This window comes from Sphingorhabdus sp. EL138 (assembly GCF_900258045.1).
Lineage (GTDB): Bacteria > Pseudomonadota > Alphaproteobacteria > Sphingomonadales > Sphingomonadaceae > Parasphingorhabdus.
On the sequence record NZ_OGVD01000003.1, the window covers coordinates 29,080 to 42,431 of the forward strand.

The 13,352-nt window shown below is 50.5% G+C and carries 13 protein-coding genes; 8 read left to right on the forward strand and 5 right to left on the reverse strand.

Annotated features, from left to right (window positions below; translation table 11 throughout):
* Positions 1-87 precede the first annotated feature (87 nt).
* Entirely contained in the window at positions 88-582 is a 495-nt protein-coding gene (locus tag DK507_RS06385; protein WP_109355572.1) for an Lrp/AsnC family transcriptional regulator, read from the reverse strand.
* A 106-nt stretch (positions 583-688) separates the two neighbouring features.
* Between DK507_RS06385 and ald the strand changes: the two genes are divergently transcribed.
* Positions 689-1,780: an alanine dehydrogenase gene (ald, locus tag DK507_RS06390; RefSeq protein WP_109355573.1), complete on the forward strand. Its 1,092-nt coding sequence runs from the start codon at positions 689-691 to the stop codon at positions 1,778-1,780.
* Here ald and gabT read toward each other — a convergent pair.
* Positions 1,777-3,060, reverse strand: a complete 1,284-nt coding sequence (gene gabT / locus DK507_RS06395; RefSeq protein ID WP_109355574.1) for a 4-aminobutyrate--2-oxoglutarate transaminase — start codon at positions 3,058-3,060, stop codon at positions 1,777-1,779. The genes ald and gabT overlap by 4 nt on opposite strands.
* A 204-nt stretch (positions 3,061-3,264) precedes the next feature.
* Between gabT and DK507_RS06400 the strand changes: the two genes are divergently transcribed.
* Positions 3,265-3,933: a TetR/AcrR family transcriptional regulator gene (locus tag DK507_RS06400; RefSeq protein WP_109355575.1), complete on the forward strand. Its 669-nt coding sequence runs from the start codon at positions 3,265-3,267 to the stop codon at positions 3,931-3,933.
* Complete coding sequence (locus DK507_RS06405) at positions 3,926-5,062, forward strand: MFS transporter (RefSeq protein WP_109355576.1); 1,137 nt, start codon at positions 3,926-3,928, stop codon at positions 5,060-5,062. The genes DK507_RS06400 and DK507_RS06405 overlap by 8 nt, the downstream gene beginning before the upstream one ends.
* Here DK507_RS06405 and DK507_RS06410 read toward each other — a convergent pair whose 3' ends face one another.
* The 3 genes from DK507_RS06410 to DK507_RS06420 are packed head-to-tail and all read right to left on the reverse strand — an operon-like array spanning position 5,063 to position 8,105.
* A complete protein-coding gene (locus tag DK507_RS06410; protein ID WP_109355577.1) occupies positions 5,063-5,857 on the reverse strand; it encodes an SDR family NAD(P)-dependent oxidoreductase in 795 nt (264 codons plus the stop codon).
* A gap of 12 nt (positions 5,858-5,869) precedes the next feature.
* On the reverse strand, positions 5,870-6,946 hold the full coding sequence (locus tag DK507_RS06415) for a zinc-binding dehydrogenase (protein WP_109355578.1): 1,077 nt from the start codon (positions 6,944-6,946) through the stop codon (positions 5,870-5,872).
* Between the two features lie 34 nt (positions 6,947-6,980).
* Positions 6,981-8,105 (reverse strand): MFS transporter, encoded by a 1,125-nt coding sequence (locus tag DK507_RS06420; RefSeq protein ID WP_109355579.1) that lies wholly within the window; start codon positions 8,103-8,105, stop codon positions 6,981-6,983.
* 93 nt (positions 8,106-8,198) lie between these two features.
* Between DK507_RS06420 and DK507_RS06425 the strand changes: the two genes are divergently transcribed.
* Genes DK507_RS06425 through DK507_RS06445 form a run of 5 tightly spaced genes read left to right on the forward strand, consistent with a single transcriptional unit; the run spans position 8,199 to position 13,305 of the window.
* On the forward strand, positions 8,199-8,720 hold the full coding sequence (locus tag DK507_RS06425; protein WP_109355580.1) for an SRPBCC family protein: 522 nt from the start codon (positions 8,199-8,201) through the stop codon (positions 8,718-8,720).
* Positions 8,717-9,472, forward strand: a complete 756-nt coding sequence (locus DK507_RS06430) for an SDR family NAD(P)-dependent oxidoreductase (protein WP_109355581.1) — start codon at positions 8,717-8,719, stop codon at positions 9,470-9,472. The genes DK507_RS06425 and DK507_RS06430 overlap by 4 nt, the downstream gene beginning before the upstream one ends.
* 4 nt (positions 9,473-9,476) lie before the next feature.
* On the forward strand, positions 9,477-10,874 hold the full coding sequence (locus DK507_RS06435) for an aminotransferase (RefSeq protein WP_216822346.1): 1,398 nt from the start codon (positions 9,477-9,479) through the stop codon (positions 10,872-10,874).
* A gap of 13 nt (positions 10,875-10,887) precedes the next feature.
* Positions 10,888-12,207 (forward strand): pyridoxal-dependent decarboxylase, encoded by a 1,320-nt coding sequence (locus tag DK507_RS06440; RefSeq protein ID WP_109355583.1) that lies wholly within the window; start codon positions 10,888-10,890, stop codon positions 12,205-12,207.
* A 24-nt stretch (positions 12,208-12,231) separates the two neighbouring features.
* Positions 12,232-13,305, forward strand: coding sequence for an arginase family protein (locus DK507_RS06445; protein WP_109355584.1), 1,074 nt, complete (start codon positions 12,232-12,234; stop codon positions 13,303-13,305).
* Positions 13,306-13,352 lie beyond the last annotated feature (47 nt).

Consider the following 13,352-nt stretch of genomic DNA (forward strand, 5'->3'; position numbering starts at 1 on the left):
CCGCTTAGAGTCAATTGCGGCTGCCTTTGGGCCGATTGCAGACGGTCTGCTTATGGTTGCTTTGGGTGCAAAAACAGCCCAACCAATCTACATCTTCAACGGAATCTCCGTTGTTCTGCATACCGCGCGCAATGCAAAGCTTGAGGTTAAATGATCGACACCGGGCAAACTGGTCAGCACATTACGGTGTAGCTGTTCATACTCCGTGGCGTCGCGGACGATGACATGGAGTAGATAATCATAATCTCCAGTCATCAGATGGCATTCGATAATGTTGGCGCATTTCACGACTTCAGCTTCGAAAGCTTCGATTGTGTCATGGTCCTGACTGCTGAGTGTGATATGGACAAAAGCGCTTTGACTACATCCGGATATTCGGCGATCCAGGATAGCGGTGTAGATTTGGATTATTCCATCATTTTGTAGTCGCTTGACCCGTTGATGACAGGCCGCAGGTGAAAGGCCAACACAATCCGAGAGGTTCGCATTGGTTATTCGGCCATCCTTCTGCAGAACATTTAAAAGTTTACGATCCATGCGGTCTATTGATGATTCATCAATTATATTTTGTGAAATAGCCATACAGAAAAATATTATACATATATCTGATCATTTTGAAAGAATATACGAAGCACCTTTTTCCTTATCATTGGTAAATGAGTTCACCATCAAGTGAGAGGAAATTGCCATGCGTGTCGGATCACCAAAGGAAATAAAAAATAGGGAATTTAGAGTTGGGATCACGCCTAGCGGTGCCCGTGAGCTTATCGCTGCAGGTCATGAAGTTGTCATTGAGACACAGGCAGGCGCGGCAATTGGGTTTGCCGACGAAAACTATGCTAGTCAGGGATGCAAGATAGCAGCAAATGCCGATGAGTTGTTCGCTTCTGCTGATATGGTCGTGAAGGTCAAGGAACCACAGCCTGAAGAAATTTCGCGCCTCGAAGCACGTCATACACTATTCACCTATCTGCATCTGGCCCCTGACCCAGATCAGGCAAACGGATTGGCTAAATCGGGCGCGACCTGTATCGCCTATGAAACTGTCACCGACATTGCAGGAAAGCTTCCACTGCTGACGCCGATGAGTGAGGTTGCGGGACGGCTTTCGGTCCAGGCGGGCGCGAAATATCTGGAAATTGCCAATGGCGGTTCCGGTGTTCTTTTAGGCGGCGTAACCGGCGTAGCCCCTGCCAATGTCACCGTGATTGGCGGCGGTGTCGCTGGTCTGAACGCGGCTCAGATGGCGATTGGTCTTGGCGCCACCGTTACGGTACTGGATCGCTCTACGGATCGCCTGCGGGAGTTAAATGGGTTGTTTGATGGCCGCGCCAGAACTTTGTTCTCAACCGCCAACGCGGTTGATGAAGCCGTGCAGTCCGCTGACCTTGTGGTGGGCGCGGTGTTACTACCCGGTGCAGCGGCACCAAAAGTTGTTAGCGCGGACCAGGTTGCAAAAATGAAGCCTGGATCAGTGGTTGTGGATGTGGCCATTGATCAAGGCGGGTGCTTTGAGACAAGTAAACCAACCTCGCATGATGCTCCGGTTTATCTGGTCGATGAAGTCGTGCACTATTGCGTCACCAATATGCCCGCATCCGTTGCACGTACTTCGACAGACGCTCTCACAAATGCGACCCTGCCTTTCATGCTGGCGTTAGCCAATAAGGGCCCCGAAACAGCGATGGCGGACAATCCTCATCTGGCCGCCGGACTGAACGTGCAGGCCGGAGAAATCGTTCATCCCGATGTTGTAGAATCGCTTGACAGGTTATCTTAGTCCGTCGTTTCTTCGAGCACAGTTTTCAAGATGGCAATGGCTTCTCCTAGATGGTCGAAACCAATAGTCAGTGCGGGCAGAAACCGAATGACATTTCCCCGAACACCGCAGGACAAGATTATCAAGCCCTTGTCCCTTGCGCTGGCGACAATTGTCTTCGTGCGTTCTGCATCGGGTTGATCCGGATTTTTGGGGTCAACCATTTCGATTGCAATCATCGCACCCAGACCGCGAACTTCGCCAATACCTTGATCCGATTGCCTGAACGCTTCCAACTGACCGCGCAGCCGCGACCCTATCTCGTCAGCGCGTTCGCACAATTTCTCTTCGTCGATAATATCAAGAACGGCCAATCCGGCCGCACAACCGAGCGCTGATCCGCCATAGGTCCCACCTAGACCGCCGGGAATGGGTGCATCCATAATTTCAGCTTTCCCGATGACGCCCGAAATCGGGTAGCCGCCCGCCATCGCCTTGGCGACGGTCATTAAGTCCGGTTCAACATTCGCATGTTCAATCGCGAACATCTTGCCTGTGCGCGCAAATCCGGTTTGAATCTCATCAGCGATCAACAAGATGTCATGTTTGTCGCAAATATCTCGCAGTGATTGCATGAATGCTGAAGAAGCGATGTAAAATCCGCCTTCTCCTTGAACCGGTTCAATAATTATTGCTGCAACTGTTTCAGGCGCAGCATCTGCTTTGAAGATACGCTCAATCGCTTCAAGTGCGGATGATTCAGAAATGCCAAGCATATCGGTTGGGAATGGCACATGATAGACACCACCGGGCATCGGGCCAAAGCCGGTCTTATATGGCGCAACCTTCCCGGTAAGTGCCATGCCCATCATAGTTCGACCGTGAAATCCGCCAGAGAAAGATATGATATTGGGGCGATCGGTATGTGCGCGGGCTATTTTCACAGCATTTTCGACCGCTTCAGCACCAGTGGTTAGAAAGATCGTTTTCTTTTTGCTTGTCCCCGGCGCTCTTTCATTGAGTCGCTGAGCCAGTTCCACATATTTCTCGTAAGGCGTAACCTGAAAACAGACATGAGAAAAAGCGTGAATCTGTTCCTCCACTGCGCGTGTGATTTCCGGATGATTATGACCGGTATTCGTCACAGCAATTCCGGAGGCAAGGTCCAGATAGCGTTTGCCTTCTACATCCCAAATCTCAGCATTTTTTGCTGATTCTGCAAACACACCGTGCATACTGCCGACACCGCGCGGGATTGCTTCCTGCCGACTTTCCAAAAGCGCCTGATTTGACTTGGACATTATATAGTCTCCCCAACTTCTTCCGGTCTTGAAAGTGTTTGGATTATTCCAAAATGCACAATCATCTATCCTGATTCGCTTTGGCAGGGTTTAGGGTAAAACACAAGATAACTTGGGTTAATTTGACTATCTTGTGCGATATGTTCGATATTTTGTTGGATAACTCGAGGATGCTATGTTAGTTGACCAACATAGGGGAATGGAATGTCGACCAGACAGGTAATCGGAAAGCGCAGATCAATCTCATCCATGCAATCGCGAGGTGTTGCCCGGAGAGAGGCGCTGGTCGCTGCAGCCATTGAAATGCTGAATGATCAAACACCTCAAGAACTGGCATTCAAGGCAATAGCTGACAAAGCGAATGTGCCTGAGGGTTCGGCATATCACTTCTACGCCAACAAATATGATCTTTTTGCGGATGTCGCGGGAGAAATGAGCGAGCTTTTTCAAGAGGCGCAGTCCAAGCCAATTGATCCCGATAAAGTTGAAAACTGGCACGATATTGTTGGCGTATTGGTAGAACGCGGCGCGAATGTCTACAAACGCAACCCTGTGGCTCGGCGGCTTCTTATTGGTTCCACCACGCCTCCTGAAATCAAACAGATCGACCGGGAAAATAATCGTCGGATCGCGGCGATCATGGCCGAGCGTTTTGCCGATATATTCGACATGCCCAACATTCCGGATTTTGAGCAGAAGCTCTATTATTTCATTGAAATCACCGACACACTCTTCACGGTCGAGCATCGTGAAAAAAGGGCCATAACCAATGAGATAGTTGAGGAAGCTAAACGTGTTGCTATCGGCTATCTCGGGACCTATTTACCAAGCATAATACCGCGCCGAAAAGTGGCATCAGACACTGATGCGTGACACCTTGCGCACCAGTGAAGGTTCCAGATTTATCGTTTTTGGAAGTGCGGTCTCGGCTGTTTCCTCGCTCTATTTCCTAGTTCTCCCCGTTGTTCTGGGCGCTGCTGGACGGACGGGAAATTGGGACGAAACCGAACTAGGCTCGATAGCATCAGCCTATTTGCTTTTTTTTACAGTGGCAGGAGCCGCTAGCGCCGGGTTCAACGCTATATTTCGAGCAAAGTTGATTCGGGCATTGCCATGCTTTTTTCTTGGTGGCGGGTTTGGGATAGCCGCCCTGCAGTCGCAGAATCTCAATATGGTGATGCTGGGTCATGCACTGGCTGGAATCGGCGCGGGCGCGCTTTACTCGGTTAGTTTCAATCTTGTTGCGGCTAGTAAAAATGCCGGCAATGGATTTGGTTGGAAATTGACCGCCGAACAAGCGCTGGGAGCATCCGGCTTTCTACTATTGTCGGGCCTGGCTTTATCTTTTGCGGGAATGATGGCCGTATTGGCAGCTTTCTGTTTTCTCGCCGGAACGATCTTGGTTTTTGCGCCTTATGAAAAAATCATCGAGAAAGCGGCAACGAAATCCTCCGCTTTCGAACATGGCTGGCGGTTTCTCTTAGCTCTGGCCGCAGTTGGTATTTTCATGGGGGCGCTTTCAGGGATCTGGGCGTTTTTGGAACAATTTTCAACCGAGGCTGGTGTCAGCGTGCAGGCATTTGGATATATCGGTTTTGCCAGCCTTATATTAGGCGGCGGTGGCGGAATGGCTGCTGGGTTGTTGGGTGATAGATTCGGCAACGGCAAGCCCCTGATTTTTTCTGCGATCATATTGGTTTTCATAATCATTGGGCTAGCAACAGTTTCGGCGATTCCAGTGATCGGAGGAGCATTGGCTTTTCCGCTACTGTGGAATTTTACGATGGCTTATCAGCTGGCTATCGCAAGCAATCTTGATCCCGCCAATCGCTATGTTGGCTGGCTCTCTCCAACGGTAGCAGGCGGTGCAACATTGGGCCCGTTAGGCGCTGGATTCCTATTGGCCGGAAATGCGACTTTCATTCCGTTGCTGACAGTTACTGCCATTATTGCGATCGGGGCATTGATGCTAAGCGCAAATCTTTCGCGCGCGGCCGACTAGTCAAACACCCGGCGGCATGCCCCCGGCGACAGGCAAAGCCACGCCAGTCAGATAGCCAGCGTCAGACCCTGCAAGAAAGCTGACGCTCGTGGCTATTTCTACTGGCGTTGCCGCGCGTCCCATCGGAATGGTGCTAGCCTCGAGCGCTTCGGCTTCGTCAATACTGATATTTTCCTGCTCGGCCATCAGTTCCATCGCGCCGCGCATCATATCGGTTCGTACTGACCCGGGGCAAACCGCATTTACGCGAATGTTATTCGGTGCATATTGCAGTGCTAGTTGTTTGGTTAAGCCGACAGCCGCAAATTTGGAGGCGGTGTAGCAGGCCGGGATGGATGATATGGCACCGACGCCGGAAAGCGAGGAGATATTTACAATTACACCACTGCCGCGCCTCAGGAATTCCGGGATGACAGCCTCGCAGAAATTTACCTGACCCATGAGGTTCACCGTCAATGAAAGTTCCCAATCCTTGGCAGTCAGCTCCATGAAATCGTGAGAACCAGCACCAACTCCTGCATTATTCACCAGGATATCTATGCCGCCAAATTTCTGAATTGCTTCGGCAACAGCAGTTTTGGCATCGGCGGGGTTTCCAACATCGGCTCCGATACAGGAAACTCGGTCTTGTTCGCCCGCATAGTCTTCTATGGCGGCACTGATGCCATCGGAATCCGGAAGATCACAGATTACGACATTGGCACCCAGTTGCAGGAAACGATCAGCACATGCACGGCCAATTCCATCGGGCTTTCCCGCACCAGTAACAATTACCGTTTTTCCAGTCATGGACATGCTTAAGTTCCTTTATTCACCTGGCCGAAAATAGACTTTCCCGGCCTCTTTCTGGTTCAACAACTCAAAGGCTTCCGGTGCTCTGGACATGGGAAGGTCATGTGTCACCAATTGATCGACCATCTTTTGAATCCACGGATCCCTCAGTGTCTGAATCAGATCGGTCCGGTGATTGCTGTTTACGTCGAAATGAGATGTGATCGTCTTGTGACCCCAACATAAACCATATTCAGTATTTAGAGCCCATTTTAGATCGCTACCCTCATTTGCGGCATAGCCGAGCAAAATCAACGTTCCATAATGTTTGACCGCTTCCAAACATTTTTGTTGGTAATATGGATAACCGGAACATTCGAACGCGTAATCAACCCCGCGTCCGTTGGGCGTGAAGTCCTTTATCTGATCGAGCCAATCATTGGCCTCAGGGTTTACAATATGATCGACACCTAATTCTGTTGCTGTTTTCATCCGGCCCTCGTGCCGACCAAGCGCAATGATCGTTGCACCTCGGTGTTTTAGATTGACCAACGTGGCGTGGCCGACAAATCCTACGCCGCCGATTAAGCAGACATGTTCCGGACCAATATGATGGTCACGCATAGCAGAATATGTACATCCAATAAGGCAATTTCCGGCTGCGGCATGTTTGAACGACAGATCGTCTGGTATTTTATGGAGCATGGCCGCTGGAACCAATCGATATTCGCAAAATCCATTGCCGCCCGAAGCGGATTTATTGGCTGCTTCTACATGTTTTGGGTATTTGAGATCAACACAATGCGTCGGACTAAGGCCGCCTTCACAGACGTGGCAATGTCCACACGGCCAACCTTGAAAGACAATAACCCTGTCACCTTTTTCAAAACCCTTGGCCATTGGGCCAACATCCCAAACTTCGCCGACGCCTTCATGACCACAATGAACCGGAGATTCATGAAATTCAAAATAACCAGTCTGGTAAACACGGTGCTCGATGCAATTGGGAGCGTAATGCTGTTTGACCACGATGAAATCGTTCATCGGTGTTGGCATGGGGGCCTCCACTACTTGAGCAAACCCCTTGTCGATCTTCAAAACTCTGTTTCGCATTTCTTGCCTCGTCTGGAATCAAATCTGGAATTTGCTAAATTATGTTAGGCACCTCAGGCAGCTGCTTGCGCCCCGACATATAAAGAGGCCAAATGATGAGTACTGATATAGCGACTAACCCAGCCAGCGCGGCGGTTCCGAAGCCGCCCATAATCGTTCCAGCCAGCCATGGAGAAATCGCCAATCCTATCATTTGCGAGCCCGCAGCTGCCGCCATCATCCCGCCGGTTCTATCAAGCAAACCGCAAAGTCCAAGCAAGAAGGGCGTCAGAAAGCCGTACATGAATAGGGCAAGAATCTGTGCGCTAGAATATACAGCGATGTTGGGAGCGGTAAGCACTCCGGCATAACAGGCCGCCAGGCAGAATATCACGAAGATCGCAGGTATTTTGGATTTAGTTTCGGAAAAGAATCCGGCCGCTCCCGCGCCCAGTACACCCGCTGCGAGCGCCCCAGCCAAGACAAGTTCACCATCACCGCTGTTCAATCCAAGCGACTTGCCAATTTCTCCAGAGAATGGCCAAACCGCTGCGTCCGCAATCCCTAAGAAAAACATCGCGACAACTGGAGCTGCCAAATAGAGGGACAGCTCCGGGATGGGTTCCGATGCGTCAGCTAATGATGGAGAGACAGGACAGAAAATAACAACAACAACCATCGCTGTGCTCAGGACGGCTAGGGCGCCGTAGGCCGATGCATTTCCATATTGCTCAACCAACGCAGGCAATATGGCAATCAACATGATGATCGCGGTAAGCTGTCCGAACGCAAACAAAAAAGCAAATAACCGGCCGGGATTGGGAGCACCAGACACAAAGGCATCACCTCCTGCAATTGCAGATCCGGAGCCTAGTCCTGCAATGAACAAACCCAGCAGGAAAACGGGAAAAATACCGGCCAATGAAGCGACAACATATCCTGCTATCGCAAGGGCGCCTCCGGCTAATGCCGCTCTCCTTCCTCCGATCGATACCAACCTTGGTGCGACAACAAAAAGCGCAATAGCCAGTCCAGTGAGCTGGAGGGTGGCTGCGAGACCTATTTCCGTTTCGCCAAGAGCAAATCGATCAGCGGCGGCACTTAATGTTGCAGGCAAGAGCATATAGCCGAGATAACCGATACCGAACACCGATGCGTATGCTGCCAATGCTCTCTTCATGCAGTCACATTTTTCCTCAAATTCGAGTTAGCTTGATTTTAGACCGATGTTGATGCAAAGTAAAGCAATAGGGAATCAGATGGAATTGAAGCCATGAATGACATTGCAAAACCAAAGCCAATTACCGCGTATACCAGCGCTCCTGTACGAATTGAGACGGAAATCGAGTTCTCCGGCCATAGCGGAGAGGAGATTTTTGATATCATGGGCGACCCCAAACGAATCACCGATTGGTATCTGCTCGCCAAATCAGTGCACATGCACCCTCCCGGACCCGGCGGTGAAGATAATTTCAACGTTGAGTTTATATATTTTGGCGATGTGTTCGAAGAAATTCTGGATTGGGATCCGCCCAGGCGTTATGTTTACAAGGCTACCGGAGATCAGTTTCCGATCAAAGACTATGTCGCGGTCATAGAAGTGACCATGACTGGTGATGACAGCGGTACAATGCGCTGGGCAATGCATTTTGATGATGTGGAAGGGATGGATCAACAAAAGGCGCTACCCGTCATGTTGCCGCCCATTACCGAAGAATCGGTAAAACGCCTTGCTCCAATGCTGGGCGGTCAGGTTACCCTATTCCAATCCAATTTTGACGGCATTGCGGTATGACCAGTCAATTTTCTCTTAAGGACAAAACCGCCGTTATCACAGGTGGTTCACAGGGTATCGGGGCAGCCATTGCGGAAAGACTTTCCGCTGCTGGTGCCAATATCGTGGTTGGAGATCTTAACGAGCCAGATAGTTTGGCTTTCACTTTCGTTAAAACTAATGTTGCCAGCGAAGATGACGTTGAAAATTTGCTGGCGACGGCGGTCAAAACTCATGGTACACTCGACATTCTGGTCAATAATGCCGGAATTCATACCGACTACAATCGCATTGAAGAATTGGAAGCGTCGGCGCTAGAAAAATGTTTGAATGTCAACACCAAGGGTGTGGCGCACGGGCTTAAACATGCTGCAAAGCTAATGGCCGATGGCGGGGCTATCGTGAATATGTCATCGGCATCTGCCGTTCTCGGCGTGTCCGGCCTGTCGCCCTATGCAGCATCAAAGGCGGCGGTATTGGCGCTCACGCAAACTAGTGCGGTCGAACTTGCTCCGCGAAACATAAGGGTCAATGCAATCTGTCCTGGCTCAGTTCGAACGCCAATGGCTCTAGCGGACGGCGGTGAAGATCTATTGGCTGTGGAAGCACTAGCTACACCGCTAGGAAGAATTTGTGAGCCAGAAGAGGTTGCGGCGATGACGCATTTTCTCGTCGCGCCGGATTGTGGCTATGTGACGGGGCAATCAATCAATTTATGCGGCGGGCTAACCGCCGGTTTAAGCGATGCCCTCTGGGAAAAACTTGGAGAATAGGATCATGATGAACGAATTGGATGCGCAGGATATCTGGCGCAAGGACCGGGATCACTTCATTCATCCCTATACCGATTTCAGCACCTTCAAAGAGGAAGGCAGCCACATAATTTCGCGTGCTAAGGGAGCATATATTACCGATTCCGACGGCAAACAGATTATTGATGGGATCGGCGGTCTTTGGTGCGTGAACATCGGCCATGGCCGCGAAGAAATGGCCAACGCCATCGCCAATCAAGTATTGGAGATGGAATATTACAATCCGTTCGGCCACACAACCAACGCGCCCGCTGCGGTTCTTGCTGCCAAGCTAGCGGACTTGGCACCCGGTAGTCTCAATCATGTCTTTTACGCCAGTTCAGGATCCGCCGCCAATGATCTGTCCGTGCGCCTGATCCACTACTATTTCAATCGGCTCGGGCAGACGCGCAAAAAGAAGATTATTTCACGCATTGATGGTTATCACGGCGCAACCTATCTGGCTGCTAGCCTGACCGGCATTCATGGTACAAAAAATCACTTTGATCATATCCCGGATTTCATCGAGCATGTTTCAGCGGCTAATATGTACCGGCGGCCCGATGGGATGGATGAGGGGCAGTTTTGTGACTATTTGGTCCGCGAATTTGAAGACCGGATTTTGCAACTAGGGCCGGATAGTGTTGCTGCCTTTATCGCTGAACCTGTGATGGGTGCTGGAGGCGTTTTGGTCGCACCCGAAGGCTATCACAAGCGCATGCATGCTGTATGTAAGAAGTATGACATGTTCTATATTTCCGATGAGGTTGTGACGGCATTTGGACGGCTTGGGGTACCCTTTGCCTCGAAATCTGTTTTTGACGTTGAGCCGGATGTTATCAACACAGCGAAAGGAATTACATCAGGCTATATTCCTCACAGTGCGACGCTGCTTTCCGATGAAATCTATGACGTGATCAGCGCGCCCGATCCAGATGGTGGTAGTCTCACCATGGGTTATACTTATTCCGGTCATCCGGTGGCCTGTGCAGCCGCACTCAAGAATTTAGAGATATTGGAACGCGAAGATATTTACGGCCATGTCAAAAATATCGGCCCCAAATTTGCTGAAATGATGCAGGAACTAATGTCCATATCAATAGTCGGCGACGTGCGCGGTTATCATTTGATGCAGGGCGTGGAACTGGTCTCCGATAAGGAAACCAAAGCGGGTTTTGATGCAGATATAGGTTCCGCAACGCGCGTATATAAAAAATGCCTGGAAAAAGGCGTGATGGTCCGGCCTATTGGCGACTTACTGGTATTTTCGCCGCCACTTATTGTAACCGAGGAAAACTGTCGTGAGATGGTGGACGCCTTGAAAGCCAGTATTGAGGAAACGAAAGTGGAATTGGTTTCAGAAGGCCTATTGGCTGCCGCGTGACAAGGAATTGAACATGTCCAACAATGATCGATATACATTTCCTGAAATCGGCCTTTCCTTATCCGAAGTCGAAGCTGAGCTAGACCTATTAAATGACCAAATGACCGACGGCGAGCAGGGTAAGCTCGCCAGTACAGCCTTTTGGGGCGATGCGGATATGAAGGATACCGTTTCCGCGGCCTATGACCGGTTTCACGGTTGGAATGCGCTTTTTACTTTTCAGGAAGCAGCAGCAGCGCGCATGGAAAATGAGGTGATGGACATTTGCGTTGGACTCGCTGGCGGTGGGAGTGATGCCTGCGGCAATTTAACATCGGGCGGAACGGAAAGTATTTTTTGTGCATTACAGGCAATGCGGGCATGGGCGCGTGAGCATAGACCGCACATCAAGAATCCCGAGATTGTTGCGCCTTACTCTATTCACGCAACGTTACATAAATCGGCACAGTTACTCGATTTGAAAGTGGTCACGGTCGCGCAGCGCGATAATCTGTCCGCTGATCTGGAAGGTATGATAGCAGCAATTGGCGAAAACACGATCGGGATAGCTTGCTCTGCGCCCAATTGGCCTTATGCCCAAATTGATCCGGTGGAAGAGCTGGGTGCGGTGGCCGTTGAACATGATCTGTGGCTGCACGTCGATGCCTGTGTCGGCGCTTACATCTTGCCGTTTTTTCGGGAACTGGGCGAAGAAATTCCCCCCTATGACCTGTCTGTGCCCGGCGTGCGATCCATGTCTGGAGATCTGCACAAATATGGTTATGCACCAAAGCCGCTATCATCGGTCCTATGGAGTTCGAAGGAAGAACAGAAATATCATTTCCTCCCCATTACCGATTGGCCTTGCGGTCTCTATATTTCACAGAGTTTTGTCGGTTCCCGTCCCTTGGCCCCGATTGCTGCATGCTGGGCTTTGTTCCAAAGATTTGGGCGCGAAGGTTACCTGGAGAACGCTCGCAAAGTCCTCGAAACGCGCAACCGGATCATCGACGCGGTGGCGGGAATTGATGGATTGAAAACCTGGCCTACACACGGGCCATTGTTACAAATCGCAGGCGATGGCCTCGATGTGCAGTTGATAGTTGGCGGCATGGAGAAATTCGGATGGCGACTATTGGGCGTAAATGATCCACCAGCAATCCATCTAACCGTCGATATCATGCGACCAGAGTCACTGGACAAATTCGTTAGTGATTTGTCGACGGTTGCAAAACAGGTTCTTTCGGGTGAACAGGATGAGGAAGGACTACTATCTTACGGCGGTGTGGGAGCCTCTGAAACAGCACCAAAATGGCTGCTCAATGCCGTGGAAGCATTTGATGGTGCACATTGACCGGTTTTAACAAGGAAATTTGCTATGCCCAAAATGTCTGAAGAAAAGCTCGAACGGCTCCGGGGTCTTGATCGGCCGGCATTTGATTTTGCTGACTCAAAAATCACAGATTTTTTCATGCGTGCAATGGAGCAGGGGTATAATCTCGATACCACGGGCTTTCTGGCTCATCCTGGATTCTTCCAGGCACCTCATAAAAAGGAACTGGACGGTGTAGATATTGCCATTGTTGGTTCGCCACTGGATTTGGGGGCTATTGGGCTCGCCGGTGCGCGTCATGGTCCTCAGGCTGCACGGGAGGCGAGCAAGAATTATGGTCCCATTGACGAAATATCCGGCAATATACCCTTTGAGCAGTGTTCGATCGTCGATTTTGGCGATGTAGAATGGTCAGGAACCCGGCTGGATCAACGAGTGAAGCAGGATATTGCCGATACATTCCGCGAGCTTTCGCAGGCCGGTCTTTATACGCTGAACTGCGGCGGTGAGCATACAACCGCATTTGGTGCGCTGAAAGGATTATCGGAAGGCCAAGGCCATGAGGCCTTTGGTTTGCTCCATATCGACGCCCATTGCGATACGATGGCAGTGTGGGGAGGAGATGAAATTAATGATGGCTCGGTTTTCCGTCAGGCCGTCCTCAATGGCTTTGTTGATCCGGAGCGCACGGTGCAAATCGGAATTCGCGGACGATCCAATTTCCTATGGGAATTCTCCGAAGATTCCGGGATGACAATTATCACCGCCGATGAAGTTTTCGAAAAAGGCATGACCTATGTGATCGACAAGGCTAAAGAGATTATCGGCAAAGAAAAAGCCTATCTCTCTCTCGACATAGACGGGATTGATAGCGCCTATGTAATGGGCACAACTGGACCAGAACCCTTTGGCTTGTCGCCGCGTCAGGTGCGCGAGTTAATCCAGAATGTCCGCGATCTGAATTTCGTCGGTGCCGATCTGGTAGAGCTCAATCCAAACCGCGATCCCGATGGATATTCATCACATCTCGCAGCAGCTCTCCTTTGGGAATTGCTGACGCTACTTGTTTGCTGCCGTGTAAAACAAACCGGTGGCGGTAACCCTACAAACTGGACATAAAAAGGGCGGCTCAACCGACCGCCCTTTTCCCCCACTAGTCTTTGGTT